Genomic DNA, 18,825 nt, shown 5'->3' with positions numbered 1-18,825 from the left:
AATCCTGGGTTTAAGCGGTTACACGCTCAATGGCATCGATCAGCTTGGCCGGGTCGAAAGGCTTGACTATCCAGCCCGTGGCACCGGCTTGGCGGGCACGGTTCTTCTTTTCCGCGTCGCTTTCCGTGGTCAGGACCAGGATCGGGATCGCCCGATATTTCTCGTTGCGGCGGACACCTTCGATGAAGCCGAAACCGTCGAGGCGCGGCATGTTGATGTCGGTCACGATGACGTCGGGATTGGACTCTTCGAGAACCTCAAGGCCCTCGATGCCGTCTTCCGCCTGGATCGTCTCGAAGCCAGCATTGTTCAGTGTCACGAGAAGCATGTTTCGGATGGTGCGGGAATCATCCACGGTCAGCACTTTTTTCTTCATTGCCGAATCTCCTTGGCAAGCAGGTGGTCAATATTGACGCCAACCAGCTGCATGGTTTTCTGAAATGCGTCGGACACCTTGGAGAAGGTGAACGGCTGCTTGTCCTGCTCCCAGGTCTTCTCGGCGGACATCAGAACCTGGGCGCAAAGCGCGCCGATCCGTTCGACGCCGGAAGCGTCTATCGAAAGACCGCTACCCCGGAGGGAGAGGAGTTTATCGCGCAAGGCGGAAGCCTCGTTGAGGTCGAGCACCGCTGTCAAATCCAGCGTTTTGCCACTCTTCTTTGCTGCCATCAGCTTTTCCTTGTCCCCTTGTCCCCGGCCCGAAAAGACGAGCTGCGGCAATCATCCGATAGGTTAGTAAACATTCCGCCCACCTCCGACGCTTGCGAACGCTTGCGGAAGGCCAAAATCGTCATTTTCGTATTCGTCCACGACCGGTGCCGGGCGGGTAGCGCCCTCAAGGGCCCGCGGCGGTGTCACGCGCACCGGCGCAGGGCGCCCGGCAGTGGCGTTTTCCCGGGCGATGCGGAATTCGCGAATCGTCTGGCCGAGCTCGAGAATGACGCTGTGGAGGTGGTCGGCGCCTTCGGCCGAGCGCTCCGCAAGGCCGGCGCTATCGGCCACCTCGCCACCCAGGCCCTTGACGTCTGATGTCACGCTGTCGAGGCTTGCGGCATGTTCGCCGGTTCGGGTGGCGATGCCTGATATGGCGGCGTTGATGTCGGTGACCTGGCGCACGATGCTGCCGATCGAATCCTGTGTGCGGCCGACCATCTGCACGCCAGCGTCGACCTGCGCCTTGGTCGTCGTCACCAGCGTCTTGATCTCGCGGGCGGCTTCGGCCGAACGCTGGGCAAGGGCGCGGACTTCCTGGGCGACGACGGCAAAACCGCGGCCGGAATCGCCGGCGCGCGCGGCTTCGATGCCGGCATTCAGCGCCAGAAGATTGGTTTGGAAGGCGATCTCGTCGATCGCCCCGATGATCTGGCCGATCTTTTCGGCCGACTGCTCGATATCGGCCATGGCGCTGATCGCGCGGCCGACGACTTCACCGCTTTCCTCGACGGCAGCGCGCGTCGTGGCGGCCGCCTGTTCGGCAGCGCGGCTGTCAGCAGCACCATCGCGCACACTGCCGGCGATGCCGGCAAGGGCAGCGGCGGAAAGCTGCAGCCGATCGGCCTGGCCGGACGCCGTGCCGGCGAACTGCCGCGACAGACCGGCAAGCGAACCTGTCGCCGCTTCGGCCTTGACCGTGCGCTCGGTAATAGCGGTGAATTCGGCCTGGAGGCCGTCCAGCGCGCCATTCAGCGCCGCGGCGATCCCGCCATAGGCGCCGTCGCCGTCGACAGGCGCGCGGCGTGTCAGGTCGCGTGCGGACAGGCCTTCGATGACATCGCCGAAGATCCTGATGATCTCGGCCTCGTTGGCGGCGCGCTGATCGGCGAGCGCGCGCTGCTCCCCGGCGCGCAGCGCATTGAAGCGGAGCGAGACGGCAATTTCCACATCGACCATGACGATGCGGATGATCGCCGTCATCAGGTCGGAGATTTCGCGGGTGCGGCGCTTGGCCGACGGCAGCAGCGGACGGCCGGCAATCTGCTCGGCGAGGCCGGAAACGACATGCTCCAGCATGACGCCATGGCCGGCCACGTGCCAGCGCGGGTCAAGACCCATCTTGCTTTCGGTATCGGAGAGAACCTTGACGCGCTCGGCATAGAGGCTGTCGAACCGCGCATCCGTCAGCACGTCCCAATGCGAGGACTGCAGATCGTGCAGACGCTCGACCTGGCGTTCGCTCTCGAAATTGCGCGAGGCGTCGGGGAATGACTGGAATCGGTGGAAGAGATCCCTGAGGCCCGCCTTCAGATGGGCTTCGAGCGCCGGCCGGTTACGGCGCACCAGCTCGCACTGGTCGGTATCGAGACCGGCAAAGCGCAGGCGGTCGCGCAAGCTGCCTGCCTGCGCTCCACGAGCCTGATCTGATGGCATGTCCTGCCTCAACGCCTGTCCCCAACCACTTTCCGGGCGAAGGCCCGGCCAAAAACTTGTGCAGCATCCGATGAACGCGAAGCGTGGAGACGGTCCTCACCACCGGTTACAACCGGCGGATCGAAACCCTCTGATCAGCTATGTTTCGGAGCTGTCTGAAGAGATGGATACCGGATCAACCCGGTACGGCGGGACGGCGTCATGCCTGGTGGGAACGAGTGCATCTTCCCATTCCGACGTGTACATCAATGTTTATGGTTAATTCCTTGCTTGAAGGTTAATAAGCCTTTCGAAGGACAGGCTTTTGAAGCAATTCAAGGCAGTTCGCAGCAAATACTGTTGCGGAGTTGCATGGCTGCTACAAGGCACACGCAAGCTCCGTGTTATATGCCGGTCGATAACCAAGACATGACGTCGACAAGGACAGAGCAATGATTGTTCTCGGATTGGGTGCCTGCTTGATTGCAATGACGCTGCTTGCAGCCGTCGCTCGCCTCGATTCCATCGCCGCAAACCGCGACATCCGCGCCCTTCGGGTGTTCTAAGCGCGTCGCAATCTTTCAGATACCTCCTTGCGCTTTAGCTCTTTGTTTTGCGCATGTCGTTGTCGCAAAACCGCTGCACAGTCTTGCGCGACATGCTTTAGAGCGCCGTGCGTCCTTTCGGACGCACAAAGGACGCTCTAACACTTTGAATCTACGCATCGTGCTTTCCGAAAATCGGAATCGATTTTCGGGCCGATGCGCTAGACCCACCCTTCCCCGTTGGCAGTCCGGCACCTTTGGTGTATCGCACTCGCGCCTTTCATGTCAGCGGAACTATCGGTTCATGTCCCCCAGATCTGGTCTCCTCATCGTTCTTGGCTTCACGCTCTGGCGCGTCGTCATGCTCAATTTCGATACGACGGACCTTTTCGTCGACGAGGCGCAGTACTGGTTCTGGTCGCAAAACCTCGACCTCGGCTATTATTCCAAGCCGCCGATGATTGCGTGGGTGATCCGGGCGATGACCGAGCTTTCCGGCTCCAACGCCATCTATTGGATCAGGCTGCTCGGACCGCTGATCCACATGGCGGCGGCACTGGTGCTGATGAAGACGGCAAAACGTTTCGTCGGGCCGGAGATCGAAGGCTGGACGGGCGCCACCTATATCACCCTCCCGGGCGTCGCGCTGTCTTCGGTGTTCTTCTCGACCGACGTGATCCTGCTGTTCTTCATCGCGATCGCGCTGCTTGCCTATTTCGGCTTGACCCAGCGGCGCTCGGTCGGGCTGGCGCTCGTCATGGGCCTTGGCGTCGGCCTCGCCTTCCTGACGAAATATGCCGTGCTGTTCGTCGTTCCGGGCGGAGCGCTTGCCCTCCTCCTCATTCCGGCGGCGCGCATCGCCATCCGGGATTTCATCATCGCGGTCGCGGTCGCGGCGGTCGTCGCCTTGCCGAACCTCTGGTGGAACCTGCAGCACGACAACACGACGGTGCGGCATACGCAGGATATCGCCCATTGGAGCGAACTCGGCATCAATCTCCGTCGCGGGCTTGAATTCTTCGCCGCCCAGTTCGGCGTGGTCGGGCCGATCATCTTCTTCGCGATGCTCTGGGCGGTCTACCGCATGATCAAGGGCAGGAGTGACGATCGGGAAAAGATGCTGGTCTGGCTGTCGATGCCGGTCGTCGTGCTCATCACGCTGCAGGCGACGGTCGCCAAGGCCTATGCCAACTGGGCGGTGACTGCCTATGTCGCCGGCACCATCCTTGCCGTCTGGCTGCTTTACCTGAAGTGGCCGAAGGGGCTCAGGCTGTCGCTGACCATCAACGGCATCGCCAGCCTGCTCTTTCCGCTGGCGACGATCTTTCCGCATCAGTTGCTGCTGCCGAACGGCGACGCGCTGATGAAGCGCTATCTCGGCCGCGCCGAGGTCAGCCGCGAGACCGCCGCACTCGCAGCTCAGGCCGGCACCGACATCATCGTCACCGACAATCGCGATATGGTCGCCGATCTTTTCTACACGCTGCGCGATGCATCCTACAGGATCTATGCGCGGGCGCCGGCGGGCCTTCCGGAGAGCTATTACGAGCAGGAATTCGCTCTGCCCGCCGACATCACCGGCAAGGTGCTTTTCCTGACGGACGGGGCCTTCACCTGCGCCACCGAGACGCCCGAGGTGCTGAAGAACTGGCAGCCGACGGAGGGCAACTACAAGGGTAAGACACTTTCCATCTACAAGGTCTCTGCCGCCTGCCTGGCACCCTGAGCGTGTTCAGTCTGCCCGATGACAGCACCAAGCCTCTTTTCAGAGGCGCAACGCAGTAACACTTTGAATTGCTGCATCATTTTATGCAGTCGGCAGGTAAACGCCGGTGCCTGCCCCTTGGATCTCCACGAATTTGACGCCGCCTTCCTCGAAGGCGAGGCGCAGTTGCGCTTCCGTCGCGCGGTGGATGTCGTGGTGCCGGCCCTCATAGTCGCGGATGGTGCTGCGCGAGACGGCAGCCCTGTCGGCAAGATCGGTTTGAGTCCAGTCGAGCAGGCCGCGCGCCGCGCGGCAGAGAGCGGGAGTGAGAATTGTTTCTCTTGCGCCTTGACCCATGATTTCAAGTTGCCCATATTGGTCGATATAGACCATATATGTCATATTACAATCGGGATTTCCAGATCGGGAGACAACAATGCCACACGATACGCCCTTGATTTCGACAATCGTCGGCGGCCTCGTGCTGGCTTTCATCTTCGGCGCCTTCGCCCATCGGCTGCGGATGCCGCCGCTCGTCGGTTATCTGATCGCCGGCGTGCTCGTCGGGCCACATACGCCAGGTTATGTGGCAGATCAGAACCTTGCGCCGGAGCTGGCCGAAATCGGCGTCATCCTGCTGATGTTCGGCGTCGGGCTGCATTTTTCCCTGAAAGACCTGCTGTCGGTGCGCGGCATCGCCGTGCCCGGCGCGATCGTGCAGATCGCTTTTGCGACATTGCTCGGCTGGGGGCTCGGCGCCTTCATGGGCTGGCCGACCGGCGGCAGCCTGGTTTTCGGCCTGGCGCTTTCGGTCGCCTCCACCGTCGTGCTCTTGAAGGCGCTGCAGGAGCGGCGCCTGGTCGAGACCGAGCGCGGCAGGATCGCCGTCGGCTGGCTGATCGTCGAGGATCTCGCCATGGTGCTGGCGCTGGTGCTGATCCCGGCCGCAGCCAGCATCGGCGGTGAGGGGCACGCTCCCGTCGAGCCGCTCTCAGCCGCGCTCAGCCGCCTGTTCGGCCTCGATCTCGGCATCGGCGGCATGATCGCCATGACGCTGGTGAAGGTGGCGCTGTTCGTGGCGCTGATGCTGGTCTTCGGCCGCAAGCTCATTCCCTGGACGATGCATCGCATCGCCCATACCGGTTCGCGCGAGCTTTTCCGGCTCGGCGTGCTGGCGATCGCGCTCGGTGTCGCTTTCGGAGCGGCGAAGCTCTTCGGCGTGTCGCTGGCGCTCGGCGCCTTCTTTGCCGGCATGGTGCTTGCCGAAAGCGAGCTCAGCCATCGCGCCGCACAGGAAAGCCTGCCGCTGCGCGACGCCTTCGCCGTGCTGTTCTTCGTCTCGGTCGGCATGCTGTTCGATCCGAACATCCTGATCGACAAGCCGCTGCCGATCCTCGCCACCATCTTCATCATCGTCATCGGCAAGTCCGTCGCCGCGCTCCTGATCGTGCTCGCCTTCAAGAAGCCGCTCAGTACGGCGCTGACGATTTCGGCCAGCCTCGGCCAGATCGGCGAATTCTCCTTCATCCTCGCCGCCCTCGGCGTCGAACTGGGGCTGCTGCCGGAGGAAGGCCGCGATCTGATCCTTGCCGGCGCCATCATCTCGATCATCCTCAATCCGCTACTGTTCTTCCTCTGCGACCGCATGCGGCCGCTGCTGGATGGTGCAAAGCGCGAAGACGTCGCGGCAGACCCTGCTCCCGCTGCAGATGCAATAGCAGCGCCGGAGGAGATACCGCCCGAAGATGACGAGGTGCACCCGACCGCTCTCCGCGGCCACGCCATTCTCGTCGGCTACGGGCGGGTTGGCAGCATCGTCGGACAGAATCTCAAGTCGTCAGCCACACCTTTTCTGGTCATCGAGGATTCTGACAAGCGCATCGGCGAGCTGAAGGCGCAGGGCATCGAAACTCTGGCGGGCAATGCGGTGATGCGGGAAACGCTCGACCTAGCCAATCTTTCCGGCGCCCGCAGCATTGCGATCGCCATCCCCAACGCCTTCGAGGCCTGCCGCATCGCCGAGCAGGCACGCAGCGTCAATCCATCGATCCTCATCGTCGCCCGAGCCCATTCCGACGCCGAAGTCGATGAGCTGAAGCAATATGGCGCCGACACCGTCATCATGGGCGAGCGTGAAATTGCGCTTGGCATGGTTGACCGGCTCGCCCAAGTGCATCATGAGAGTGTGCCCTATGAAGACAGCCATGGGCCTGATACAATTGCCCCGACGGATGACCCTCCGCCGGAAAGAGAATGAGAGATTGGCGCGCTTTTGAGCCGATACGGGAGTGACATCGCCGGGACGGAGAAGATGGAGCTGGAACAGCACCGTCTGACGAGCCGTATCGCCGCTTCCGTCCTCGTCGCCGTCCTTGCCTATCTTGGCCTGCTTTTCGGCGGCAATCTGGTGATCTCGCCGGCGGCGGCCGCCAATACGCTTTCCTCTTCCGGTCGAGATCCTCAGCCGCCGCAGCTGACTGCGCGCGATACCGTGCGTGGGCTGCTTGCCACGGAGCGCAAGCTTGTGCCGAAGCAGACGGCACATGACGGCGGATCGCCTGCCCTTGCCGCCGCTCCGACCCTTAACTTCGCCGGCTGGAATATATCAGCGGCTTTTCCGGCATTTGAAGCTTCGCTTCACGCCGCAGTCTCCAGGACCCATCAGCCGCGCGCACCGCCGGTCGCTGCCTGACGCTCGCGCCGATCGGCGCTTCCGACCATTGACGACATGCCGCCAGCGCCCGAGCGCCGGCCCTCGATATCAAGGAATACAACATGCGTACTTCACGATGGCTGGTGATCACCTATTCGGTGATCATCCTACTCGGCCTATTGATCGCCCTGCCGAACGTCCTGCCGCAATCCGTCCTCCAGCGCGTGCCGGCCTGGCTGCCGCATGAGCAGGTGTCGCTCGGCCTCGACCTTCGCGGCGGTTCGCACCTCGTTCTGGAAGTCGACGAAGCCGACCTGACCAAGGAGCGGCTGCAATCGCTGCTTCAGGACGCGCGCCGTGTGCTGCGCGAAAAGGGCATTCAGCCGAAGGCCGTGGTCCGCAGCCAGAACCAGATCGTCGTGACGCTTGCCGATGCCGCGCAGAGCGATGCTGCCGTCACCGAACTCAAGACGCTTGCCAACCCGATCAGCACCGGCCTCAGCGCCGGCCAGGCCGATCTGGCCGTCACTGCGAACGGCGCCACCATCACCGTCGGCTTCTCGCCGGCCGGCATCTCCGCCAATGTCGACAATGCCGTCCAGCAGAGCCTCGAAGTCATCCGCCAGCGCGTCGACCAGGTCGGCGTCTCCGAGCCGACCATCCAGCGCATCGGCGCCAACCGCGTGCTCGTCCAGCTTCCGGGCGCGCAGGATCCGTCACGCCTGCGCGAACTTCTCGGCTCCACCGCCAAAATGTCGTTCCACATGCTGTCGCCGAACAATGCGCCCGGACCCGGCGTGACCATGCTGAAGGACGACGAAGGCCGGTCCTTTCCGGTCCTCGACCGCGTCGAAATCTCCGGCGACCGCCTTTCGGATGCCCGCGTCAGCTTCGACCCGAACACGCATGAGCCGATCGTCAGCTTCAGATTCGACAGCGCCGGCGCCAGCCGCTTTGCCGAGATCACCCGCCAGAACGTCGGCAATCCCTTCGCCATCGTCCTCGACGACAAGGTGCTGAGCGCGCCTGTTATCCGCGAGCCGATTACCGGCGGTTCCGGTCAGATCTCCGGCAGTTTCTCGGCCGATAGCGCCACGACGCTGGCCGCCATGCTGCGCGCTGGCGCCCTGCCCGCCAAGCTGACGGTCATCGAAGAGCGCACCGTCGGTGCCGACCTCGGAGCCGACGCCATCAAGATGGGCATTTATTCCGGCATCGTCGGCTTTGTGCTCGTCGCCGTCTTCATCTTCGTACTCTATGGCACCTGGGGCTTCCTGGCGAATATCGCGCTGTTGATCCACACGATCCTGACCTTCTCGGCGCTAACGCTGGTTGGTGCGACGCTGACGCTGCCGGGCATTGCCGGTGTCGTTCTCGGCATCGGCCTTGCGGTCGACGCCAACGTTCTCATCAACGAGCGCATCCGCGAAGAAACGCGCAAGGGCAAGAGCGCCTTCGCCGCCATCGATACCGGTTTCCGCCGTGCCTATTCGACCATTATCGACGGCAACATGACGGCCCTGATCGCTGCGGCCATCCTGTTCTTTTTCGGCTCCGGACCGGTTCGCGGCTTTGCCGTGACCATGGCGCTCGGTCTGATCATCTCGATGTTCACATCGGTCGCCTTCGTGCGTGTGGCGATGATCGAGATCACCCGCCGCAGCAAGCTCAAGGTGCTGAACATCCGGCCGCTGATCCCGTTCAGCCCCTATGACAAGCACATCCAGTTCATGAAGGCGCGCTTCTTCGGCATCACCGTTTCAGCGCTGCTTTCGATCGCCTCCATCGTGCTCTTCATTCATCCGGGCCTCAACTACGGCGTCGATTTCCGCGGCGGCATCCAGATGGCCGTCAAGACCACCGGCCCGGCCGACCTCGGGACGTTCCGTGAAGGCCTGAACACGCTTGGTCTCGGCGAAATCTCGCTGCAGTCCTTCGGCGACAAGAACAGCATTCTCGTTCGCGCTCAACGGCAGGAAGGCGGCGAAGAGGCACAGACGGCAGCGGTGACCAAGCTGAAGGCAGAAGTCACCAAGATCGATCCAACCGCCACCATCGAAGGCACCGACGTCATCGGCCCGAAGGTCAGCGGCGAGCTTGCCTGGGCCGGTATCCTGTCGGTGGTGATCGCGAGCTTCGCGATGCTCATCTACATCTGGGTGCGGTTCGAATGGCCGTTTGCCGTCGGCGCCATCGTCACGTTGGTGCTCGACGTCACAAAGGCGATCGGCTTCTTCGCGATCACCGGTCTCGACTTCAATCTGACGGCCATCGCCGCCATTCTGACGCTTGTAGGTTATTCGGTGAACGACAAGGTCGTCGTCTATGACCGCATGCGCGAAAACATGCGGCTCTACAAGTCGATGCCGCTGCGCGAGATTATCGACAAGTCGATCAACGAGACCCTGGCGCGAAGCCTTTACACCAATGCGACGGCCTTCCTCGCGCTGGTGCCGATGGCGATCTGGGGCGGTAGTGCGGTGTCGAGCTTCGCGATCCCGATGGTCTTCGGCATTCTCGTGGCCGGCGCCTCTTCGATCTTCATCGCGGCACCGATCCTGCTCTTCCTTGGCGACTGGCGCCGCCGCCATGCCAAGGCATCGGCAACCGATGCGGCAGTCGAGATCATTCCGCCGGAACAGGGTCGTCCGCGCAAGTCCGCGAGCTAAAATCCCGTTGACGCATCCTTGATAGGGCGCCGGTTGCACAGCTGGCGCCCTCTTTCTATTGTCGGCTACTGCATTATGTGCCAATTCAAGGTGTTACAGCGTCCTTCGTACGTCTGAAAGGACGCGCGCGCTGTAATTGAGATCGGGGAAGCCGCCAGATGTCATCCAACCCGACAAGACCGCCGGAAACCACCGTTGCCGGAGACAGCGAGGAGCGCATCAAGCGTTTTCTCGCGACTGCCTCGCACGACCTGCAATCACCGCTCCGCCATATCGCCATGTATGCCGAGCTGCTGCTCGACGATCTCGAGGAGACGCTCGACGGCGAACAGCTTCAGAGCCTCCGGATGATCATGGAAAAGGCGCAGACGGCGCAGCGCCTCACCAAGGCATTGATGAGCCTTGCCGCTGGCACACCTCAGGTGACGCCTGAAGAGGTCGATCTGCAGGCGCTCGCCGAAAATGTCTGGGGCGAACTGACCGACGAGACGGCGGTCGGCGCAGCGACGCTTGAAAGCGACGGCCTGCCCTCGATCCGTACCGACCCTGCCCTCCTCGGTCTGGTGCTGCGGCACCTTTTGACCAATGCCCTCACCTACCGCGGGGAAGCGCCGCCGCATGTGGCCATTGCCGCGGAGCGCGAGCGGACGGACTGGTTCATCCGGATTTCCGACAATGGGACAGGCATCGATCCGGCTTATCGAGAGCGGATATTCGAGCCGTTCTGGAAATTGCCGAAGGCGGGAGCGGTCCCGGGCGCCGGTCTCGGATTGACCACGGCGCGTGAGTTTCTGGCGGCGCTTGGCGGCGATATCAGCCTCGAACGTTCGGATGAAAGCGGCAGTCGCTTCATCATCCGCCTTCCCATCGCTTGATGGTTAGATACTATAATCGTCCTTCCAGAAATCCGGGACGTCATAGGTCACATATTCGCGGATGATGTGCTGTAGCGTCTGGGCATCGATTTCGTCCTTGCCGATGCGGAAATCGACGCCGTAATCCGGGAATTCCTGGAAATAGCCGCCCGATATATCGGTCGAGACGACGCCGATCGGGCCGGTGTAGCCGATGCCACGCAGCTCCGGCACCGTCTCGCGGAAATCGGCATTGGGCAGAAGGCGATTGTCGAGCAGGATGAGATCGAAGCGCGCCAAGCGGATCTTTTCCAGCGCGTCACCGATCGATGGCGAATATTCAACCTCGACTGCCGGCTCGGAGAGATCGGCGATCTTCTTCTTGAGCGCGCGGAATTCGATAAATTCGTCGTCGACAAAGAGAACCTTTACGGCGTTCCTCCGGCCCGTTTCGGTGATCATCGTCTCATTTCCCCAATCCCGAAACCAACTTCACGAAACCAAACCATTCCTCAAGGCGATCGCCACCATATGAACGCGGTTGACAGCGTCGAGTTTGCGCGCGGCCGCGGTGATGTGCGAATTGACCGTATGTTCGGAGAGACCGAGAATGATGGCGATTTCCGCCGACGTCTTACCTTCGCTCGTCCATTTGACGATTTCCGATTCGCGCTGGGTCAGCCGTCCGGACATTTCCGGCGTCAGGATTTCCTCGTAGAGCTTGTCGAAAATGCGCATGGCGTCGAGAAGTATGTCGGCGATCTCACTCTGATCCGGCTCCTGACGCTCGCCGCTGAGCACGAGGCAATATCGCCGCCCTTCCGGCGTAAACAGCGGGATGAAGAGAAAGACGCCGCTCAGGAATTCGTTGAAAACCAGATCGGACGGATAAACTTCCGGCTGTGCGCTCCTGCCATGGACCGGCGTTGCCAGGAACTGGGCGGTCTTTGCCCGGACGGTGCCCAGCGCTTCCTTCAACGTCGTGATGAAAAGGCCGACACGCCGCTCGGCGACATTGGTGATGACGACATCACGTTCACCGAAAGGGGCCGAAGCCTCGGAAATGCGGGCCAGCGCAAAATTGTCGAAGTTGTAATGCTGCGCCGCCGATTTCAGCAGACGGAAAAAATCGGTGCGGTTGATCGCCCGGCTCAGCTCCGGTCCGGCATGAAAGGGAATTGCCGGGGCATTGTTCATTCCCACTCTTCCTCTCCTCCCGCCAATGCCTCTAATCCCGAAATCTTGGGATATACGTCTTAAACGCGAAGAGCTACAAAAATTGCGAGACGGTTGATGAGAGAAATCGAAAACGGGGACTTTCGATATGTAAGGCGGAAATCATCAATTATCTCAACGACAGGTGATGCACGGGCAGATTTTACTGAGGGGCAGTAGTTCTTACCTGGGTATCGTATTCTTCCTGCATTCAACATCCATGAATGCGAGAAGGCAGTGCCAGACGTAAGCGCGAGAGAGCCGATAGACCCATTCAGCTAAGGGGTTGGCTGATGTTCGTGGCGGCGAACGCGGGTTGATCGGTTCTCTCAGCGCTTATTTCGCGTTCCATATTCTTCGCTTCGGTTGCATCTTGTGATGCGTCCTCGACCTTGTCAATTGCGGTTTGTCAGATGGCTTGGACGAATGAGAGGAAACAGGGCTTGCGGCTTTCGACGTTTTCTACATCTCAAGATTGAGAATGATCTTGGCAAGGTCAAGTGGCTTTTCCAGATAGACATCGGCGCCGGCATCGAGTGAGCGGGCGCGGTCCTCGGCAGCATCCGATCCGCTGCAGATAGCAAGTCGCATCGCCTTGAAACGATCATCCAGGCGCAACCGCGTGATCAGGCCAATGCCGCTATCGAGCGGCATGTAGAGATCGGCGACCAGAAGATCGGGCGAGGTCTTGCCTTCTGCCGCGCGCGTCTCCAGCGCCTCAAGCGCGGTCTCGGCTGTGGAGAAACAGAATAGATCGATGTCTATCTGCTGCTTTCTGCTCATATAGTCGAGATAGAAGAGGTCATCCTTGCTGTCGTCGACATAAAATAGGGTGGTCATCTAGCACCGTAATTTGGATATTGTTCGAATGAACCTCGCTGTCCTTCGACATCACCATATCGCGGTTCCACTAAAATTCGATATACCTCATCGCAAATCATTTCGCAAAAAGCGCGGCACCGCCCTGCCTTGGCTATTGAGTATTCCTCGATTTCGGAAAAGATGGCCGCGCAAACCGAAGGAGGACACAGGGGTGCAGGATCAGGGCAACGTGGACCTGCAGGACCAGCCAAGACAGCACTACCGAGCCTTTGCGATTGCCGTCGGCTGCCTGATGTTGCTTCTCGGCGCGACGGCGCTTACCGGCTGGCTGCTGCAGGCCGAGATTGTCATCTCGCTGGTTCCCGGCTTTCCGTCGATGGCTTTCAACACCGCGCTCTGCTTTGTGCTTTCCGGCGCAGGGCTGGCCGCCTCGACGCTGGCCGCCCGCCGTTTTCGAATAATGGCAGCGATCACGATGGGGCTTGCGGCGGCGATCGCCGCGGCCCGCCTCGTCGAAATCGTCACGATCGGGCGGAGTTTTCACAATGTCGACGTGCTGATCTCGCGCTTTCTGGTTTCGCCGGATTTCCTCGCCGAGATCGGCGGCGGCATGGGGCCGAACACGGCATTGGTCTTCCTGATTGCCAATCTTTCGCTGCTGCTCTCGCTCCAGGTGGAGAAGTCGAGAAGCCAGGTGGTGCAGGAATTGACGAGCTATGTCGTTATCACGCTCGGCATGATCGCGCTGGCCAGCTATGTCACCGATGCCGAACAGGGCTACCGCTGGGGCCCCTATGCGGCGATGGCGCTGCACACGGCGGCCGGCATGGTAATCTTCGGCTCGGGGCTTCTCGCCCGCTCCTGGTGGATGCAGCCGGCAAACCGGGCACAGATCCCGCTCTGGATCCCGGCTGCGGTCTGCTTCACCGGTCTTCTCGTCGATCTCTATACGCCGCTGGGTGTCGCCAACGGCATTCTCTACGTACCGCTGGTGCTGACGGCGCTCTGGTTCGGCAACCGGAACGCGCCGCTTTTCTTCGCCTTTGCCTGCACCGTGCTCCTGATGCTCGGCTTCTTCGCCGTCAAGCACAACGAGGCGGCGTTCTGGCAGGAAATCGCCAACCGTGCCATCACGGCTGCCACGCTTTGGCTGATCGCGATCCTCGTCTTCTATTTCATGCGCAACAACTATAACCTCGAAACCGAGCGCGTCCGCTTCGGCGCGCTGGTGCGCGGCACGCCCGATGCCGTCGTCGTCATCGACGAGCGTGGAACGATCAGGAATTTCAATCCGGCGGCTGAAAGCATGTTCGGTTACTCCCCGCAGGAGACGATCGGCAAGAACATCAAGATGCTGATGCCCGAACCCTACCATTCCGAGCATGACGGCTATCTCGCCCACTACCGGCAGACTGGCGACGAGCGCATCATCGGCACGACGCGCATGGTCTCCGGACGACGCAAGAACGGCATCGTCTTTCCGATCGACGTTTCCATCAGCGCCGTCGTCACCGGCCATACGAAGACCTTCGTCGGTATCGTGCGCGACATCAGCGAGCGCGTCCGGCAGGAAGAACGGATGAAAACGACGCTTTCCCAGCTTGAGGCCTATACGGCCGAACTCGAGCGCAGCAACCACGACCTCGATGAATTCGCCTATATCGCCTCGCATGATCTCAAGGAACCGCTGCGCGGCCTGCACAACCACTCCCGCTTCCTGTTGGAAGATTATGAAGACAAGCTCGATGCGGACGGCGTGCGCCGGCTGAACCGGCTCGTGCGTCTCAGCCAGCGCATGGAGAAACTCGTCAACGAGCTTCTTTATTTCTCCCGGCTCGGACGCCAGCAGCTGGCGGTCAAACGCACCGATATCGGCCTGATCGTCAAGGATGTCGTCGCGACGATGGAGTTGCTACTCGAGGAACGACACGCCAAGGTGATCATCGACGGCCGGCTGCCGGAGGTGGTCTGCGACGCGACGCGGCTGACCGAAGTGTTCCGCAATCTCATTACCAACGCGATCAAATACAATGACAAGCCGGCGCCGCTCGTCTCGATCGGCTATCTTGATCGGTTCGTCGGCAAGGACGGCACGGTTGCCCGCAACGTGTTTTTCGTTAAGGATAACGGCAAGGGCATTCCGCGGGAATTCCACGAGGATATTTTCCGCATTTTCAAACGGCTGGAAAAGTCGCAGGATTCCGACGACGGGACCGGAGCAGGCCTCACCTTCGTTCGCAAGATCATCGCCCGGCACAATGGCGATATCTGGCTGGAATCCGAGGTCGGCACCGGCACGACATTCTACTTCACTCTGGGAAAAAAGCGCGAGGGGCAGAATGCAGCAGCGTGATACGCAACCGATCCTGATCGTCGAGGACAGCGAAGACGATTTCGAAGCGACGATGCGCGCCTTCAAACGCACCAATCTGCGCAACTCGATCCGCTGGGCGGCCTCCGGTCAGGAAGCGCTCGACATGCTCGCCGAGATGGTGCCGAAACCGGGGCTGATCCTGCTTGACCTCAACATGCCGGGTCTTGACGGCCGCAAGACGCTGGAGGCGATCAAGTCGAACGCCGGCTGGCGCAAGATCCCGGTGGTCATCCTCACGACCTCCGACGACGAACGCGATATCGAAGGCTGCTACGCGCTCGGCGCCAATACCTATGTGCAGAAGCCGGTGGATCTCGACGGGCTCTTTGCCGCGATCCAGCGGCTGAAGGAATACTGGTTCGAAATCGCGATCCTGCCACTCGAGGACTGACAGATTGGCGGAACACTGCTCTATTCTCATCATCGACGACAACATCGACGATCTCGAGGTCTATCGCCGCATATTGGGCCGCGTTTCCAGCACTGCCTATACCGTCGTGGAGGCGGAGACGGGCGAAGAGGGCCGTGCGCTGAATGGCCGGAAACGGCCGGACTGCATCCTGCTCGACTATTCGCTGCCTGGGCGCGACGGGCTCGGCGTTCTTGCCGATATCCTGGAGGATGATCCCGCCGCCAACGTCATCATGCTGACCGGCCAGGGCAGTGAGACCGTGGCCGTCGAGGTGATGAAGAGCGGGGCACGCGACTATCTGACAAAGGATTCGCTTTCGCCCGAGACGCTGCATCGTTGCATTCAGAACGCCATCATGCACGGCATGCTGGAGGCGAAACTGGAGCAGAAGCGGCAGTCGCTGGAGATTTTCACCCGCGCCATGGCCCATGATCTGAAGGAGCCGCTCCGGACGATCAAATCCTTCACCCGCATCCTGCACGGTTCTGCGGCGCTGCCGGCCGAAGACCGGGAATTGCTCGATTACGTGCTCAGCGCGGCCGACCATATGGAAGACCTGATCGTCAAGGTCTCGGGCTTCACCAAGCTCGAGGCCTCCGGCGGACTGGAGCTCAGGCCGGTCTCGCTCTCTGATGTGCTCGACCAGGTGGAGGACAATCTGCGCCAGCAGACCGAAAGCCGTGGAGCCGTCATCATCCGCGGGGCGCTGCCCGAGGTCATGGGCGATGCGACGCTGCTGACCCAGCTCCTGCAGAACCTGGTGTCGAACGCCATCCGCTATTGCGAGCAGAAGGTTCCGGAGATCAGCATCACAGGCGAAGCGCAGGGCGATACCTGCCGCCTCACGGTGCGTGACAACGGGCCCGGCATCGACCCCGAGCACCGCGAACTGATCTTCCAGCCGTTCAAGCGTCTCGTCGGCCGTGGCATCGAAGGCACCGGGCTCGGCCTTGCCATCTGCCGCCGCATCGCGCAGATGCATGGCGGCTCGATCTGGTGCGAGGCAGAAAATGGGCCGGGCGCCACCTTCATTCTCGAAGTGCCGCTCGCCGAGGCGAGGCCCGTGCCATCAGCCGCATCGGCCGTGCCGCACAGCACAAGGCCGGCGGAGCAGCAAGCCGAAGGTTCGGGCAGGCTTGCCGAAGTGCTGCTGGTGGAAGACAGCCCGGCCGACATTCAACTTCTGAAGATCAAGCTGATGCGGAGGGAGAAGGTGAACTTCAACCTGCATGTCGCCACCAACGGGCGCGAGGCGATGCGGCTGCTCGAAGAACGCGCCGGCATTGCCGATCTGCCGCAGATCGACCTCATGCTGCTCGACATCAACATGCCGATCATGGACGGCTTCGAGGTGCTGCATGCGCTTTCAGCCGACGTGCGCCTCAAGCAAATTCCCGTCTGCATCCTCAGCACATCAAGCGACGAGAGCGACATGCGGCGGGCCAGAAATCTCGGTGCGCGCGCCTATATGGTCAAGCCGCCGACCCTGCAGCAACTAGAAGAGGCACTCGAAGATGTCGAGAATTTGGAGTTGTTGCAGCGCGGCGATTCGCTTGCGCTTTGTGCGGAACAAAACTAAGCGATCGTCATTGGCAACGGTATGACCTTCGCAGCTCTCATACTCGCGCTCCTGACGACGCCGCTTCAATCAGGACTGCTCTCGATGGTATCAGGTATACATCACGTCACGGCCGTCACCCGAAAGGTGCAGGCGAACGTGGACTTTTACGCGGGATTTCTCGGCATGCGGCTCGTCAAGCAGACAGCCGGTTACGAGGACGCGACGCAGCTTCATCTCTTCTATGGCGATGGAGAGGGGACGCCGGGTTCGCTGCTGACCTTCCTCGCCTGGGAAGATGGTGCGCCCGGCCGGGCCGGCTATGGCCAGATCAGCGAAATATCGCTGTCGATCAACCCCACCAGCATCGGCTACTGGCTGACGCGTGCCATGAGCTTCGGCCTCAGCTCCGAGGGACCGGCCGACGAATTCGGCGAGCCTGTCCTACGGCTGAAGGACCCTGACAACATCATCCTCAAGCTCGCCGGCGCAAAGAGCCTGGTATCGCCGGCCGCCTGGGACGGCGCCTCGATCCCGGTCGAGCATGCCATCCAGCGGGTGCGCGGCGCAACCATGCTGACGGAGAAGCCCACCGAAAGCCGCAGCTTCCTCGAGAGCCATTTCGGTTACCGCTTCCAGGCCAGCCGCGGCACGATCGACAGGCTGGTGTCGCAATCCGGCGACATTATCGACGTGCGCGATGCGCGCGGCTTCTGGTCCGGCGCGCCAGGCACCGGGACGGTCGATCACGTCGCCTTCCGCGCCGCCGACGAGGAGACGCTGCTTGTCGTTCGCAAGGCTCTGGAGGCGACTGACGCATCGCCGACCAACATGCATGACCGTAAATATTTCCGCTCGCTCTATGCCCGCGAGCCCGGCGGTACGCTGGTGGAGCTCGCCACCGACAAGCCCGGCATGACCGTGGACGAAGAGCAGGCCGCCCTCGGGGGGAAGCTGTTCGCACCGCCCGAAGCCATCACCAATCTTCACGACCTGAAGGTGATGCTGCCGCAATTTTCGATGCCCGGCCAGCCGCGTGTCAATTATCGCGAGCTGCCATTCGTCCACCGTTTCTATACGCCCCCCGATCCCGACGGCAGCGTCTTCGTGCTGTTGCACGGCTCCGGCGGCAACGAGACGACGCTGATGCCACTGTTGAACAAAGCGGCGCCGCGGGCGACGCTGCTCGGCGTGCGCGGCCGGGCGACGGAGGAAGGTTTTCCGCGCTGGTACAAGCGCATTACGCCCTTCTCCTTCGACCAGAACGACATCAAGACCGAGGCGGAGGCCTTCGCGGCCTTTATCGAGGGCGCCGTCAAATCCTACGGGCTCGATCCTCAGAAGGTCGTCTATGTCGGTTATTCCAATGGCGCCAACCTTTTAAACTCGCTGCTCTACCTACACCCGCACCTGGTTCACAAGGCCGTGCTGCTGCGTTCCATGCCTGTGCTCAGCGATTATCCGCATGCCGATCTGAAAGGCACGGACCTGCTCGTCATCAGCGGCAAGACGGATGCCTATGGCAAATATGCGAGCGAGTTGGAAGGGAGGCTGAAGAGTTCGGGCGCCACCGTCGATTCCGACGTCATCCCCGGCGGCCACGATCTCGGCGATGCCGACATTCCGATCATCCAGAAATGGCTGCTGCAGGAAAACCGCTGATCTGCCGCGG

Annotated in this window: 16 protein-coding genes; 9 read left to right on the top strand and 7 right to left on the bottom strand. The window is 61.4% G+C overall.

From position 1 onward, the window contains the following. Positions 1–10: 10 nt before the first annotated feature. From cheY1 to AC2444_RS01595, 3 genes are all read right to left on the bottom strand, one after another. Positions 11–376, bottom strand: coding sequence for a chemotaxis response regulator CheY1 (gene cheY1, locus AC2444_RS01605; RefSeq protein WP_003545492.1), 366 nt, complete (start codon positions 374–376; stop codon positions 11–13). Next, the gene (locus AC2444_RS01600) at positions 373–669 is read right to left on the bottom strand and encodes an STAS domain-containing protein (RefSeq protein ID WP_003545491.1); all 297 of its coding nucleotides are present in this window, start codon (positions 667–669) and stop codon (positions 373–375) included. Before AC2444_RS01600 ends, cheY1 begins: the two co-directional genes overlap by 4 nt. Before the next feature lie 63 nt (positions 670–732). Beyond that, the gene (locus AC2444_RS01595) at positions 733–2,367 is read right to left on the bottom strand and encodes a globin-coupled sensor protein (protein WP_012756043.1); all 1,635 of its coding nucleotides are present in this window, start codon (positions 2,365–2,367) and stop codon (positions 733–735) included. Between the two features lie 828 nt (positions 2,368–3,195). Here AC2444_RS01595 and AC2444_RS01590 point away from each other — a divergent pair. Continuing rightward, positions 3,196–4,617, top strand: coding sequence for an ArnT family glycosyltransferase (locus tag AC2444_RS01590; RefSeq protein WP_012756042.1), 1,422 nt, complete (start codon positions 3,196–3,198; stop codon positions 4,615–4,617). Positions 4,618–4,698: 81 nt separating this feature from the next. Here the strand turns inward: AC2444_RS01590 and AC2444_RS01585 are convergent, their stop codons facing one another. Further along, positions 4,699–4,998, bottom strand: coding sequence for a helix-turn-helix transcriptional regulator (locus AC2444_RS01585; RefSeq protein WP_012756041.1), 300 nt, complete (start codon positions 4,996–4,998; stop codon positions 4,699–4,701). Positions 4,999–5,032: 34 nt separating this feature from the next. On the opposite strand from AC2444_RS01585, the gene ybaL reads away from it, so the two are divergent. The 4 genes from ybaL to AC2444_RS01565 all read left to right on the top strand — a co-directional run bounded on the left by ybaL (position 5,033) and on the right by AC2444_RS01565 (position 10,793). Continuing rightward, the gene (gene ybaL / locus AC2444_RS01580) at positions 5,033–6,853 is read left to right on the top strand and encodes a YbaL family putative K(+) efflux transporter (RefSeq protein ID WP_012756040.1); all 1,821 of its coding nucleotides are present in this window, start codon (positions 5,033–5,035) and stop codon (positions 6,851–6,853) included. Positions 6,854–6,907: 54 nt separating this feature from the next. After that, positions 6,908–7,288 carry a hypothetical protein gene (locus AC2444_RS01575; protein WP_012756039.1) on the top strand — a complete coding sequence of 127 codons (381 nt, stop codon included), beginning with the start codon at positions 6,908–6,910 and terminating at the stop codon, positions 7,286–7,288. Between the two features lie 83 nt (positions 7,289–7,371). Next, positions 7,372–9,918: a protein translocase subunit SecD gene (secD, locus tag AC2444_RS01570; RefSeq protein WP_012756038.1), complete on the top strand. Its 2,547-nt coding sequence runs from the start codon at positions 7,372–7,374 to the stop codon at positions 9,916–9,918. Positions 9,919–10,076: 158 nt separating this feature from the next. Continuing rightward, the gene (locus tag AC2444_RS01565) at positions 10,077–10,793 is read left to right on the top strand and encodes a sensor histidine kinase (RefSeq protein WP_012756037.1); all 717 of its coding nucleotides are present in this window, start codon (positions 10,077–10,079) and stop codon (positions 10,791–10,793) included. A gap of 3 nt (positions 10,794–10,796) precedes the next feature. Here AC2444_RS01565 and AC2444_RS01560 read toward each other — a convergent pair whose 3' ends face one another. The 3 genes from AC2444_RS01560 to AC2444_RS01550 form a co-directional block, all read right to left on the bottom strand. Next, positions 10,797–11,234, bottom strand: a complete 438-nt coding sequence (locus AC2444_RS01560) for a response regulator (protein ID WP_003556461.1) — start codon at positions 11,232–11,234, stop codon at positions 10,797–10,799. A gap of 30 nt (positions 11,235–11,264) precedes the next feature. Beyond that, on the bottom strand, positions 11,265–11,969 hold the full coding sequence (locus tag AC2444_RS01555) for a helix-turn-helix transcriptional regulator (protein ID WP_012756036.1): 705 nt from the start codon (positions 11,967–11,969) through the stop codon (positions 11,265–11,267). Positions 11,970–12,449: 480 nt separating this feature from the next. Then, positions 12,450–12,827, bottom strand: a complete 378-nt coding sequence (locus AC2444_RS01550; protein WP_012756035.1) for a response regulator — start codon at positions 12,825–12,827, stop codon at positions 12,450–12,452. A gap of 28 nt (positions 12,828–12,855) precedes the next feature. On the opposite strand from AC2444_RS01550, the gene AC2444_RS01545 reads away from it, so the two are divergent. The 4 genes from AC2444_RS01545 to AC2444_RS01530 are packed head-to-tail and all read left to right on the top strand — an operon-like array spanning position 12,856 to position 18,815. Next, a complete protein-coding gene (locus AC2444_RS01545) occupies positions 12,856–15,162 on the top strand; it encodes a sensor histidine kinase (RefSeq protein ID WP_017992927.1) in 2,307 nt (768 codons plus the stop codon). Continuing rightward, positions 15,149–15,574 carry a response regulator gene (locus AC2444_RS01540; RefSeq protein ID WP_003545468.1) on the top strand — a complete coding sequence of 142 codons (426 nt, stop codon included), beginning with the start codon at positions 15,149–15,151 and terminating at the stop codon, positions 15,572–15,574. The genes AC2444_RS01545 and AC2444_RS01540 overlap by 14 nt, the downstream gene beginning before the upstream one ends. Before the next feature lie 4 nt (positions 15,575–15,578). Further along, positions 15,579–17,174 carry a response regulator gene (locus AC2444_RS01535; RefSeq protein ID WP_012756033.1) on the top strand — a complete coding sequence of 532 codons (1,596 nt, stop codon included), beginning with the start codon at positions 15,579–15,581 and terminating at the stop codon, positions 17,172–17,174. Positions 17,175–17,195: 21 nt separating this feature from the next. After that, the gene (locus AC2444_RS01530; protein WP_171815671.1) at positions 17,196–18,815 is read left to right on the top strand and encodes a VOC family protein; all 1,620 of its coding nucleotides are present in this window, start codon (positions 17,196–17,198) and stop codon (positions 18,813–18,815) included. The last annotated feature ends 10 nt before the right edge of the window (positions 18,816–18,825 follow it).

This window comes from Rhizobium sp. WSM1328 (assembly GCF_057653715.1).
This window is presented reverse-complemented; position numbering and strand designations above follow the sequence as displayed.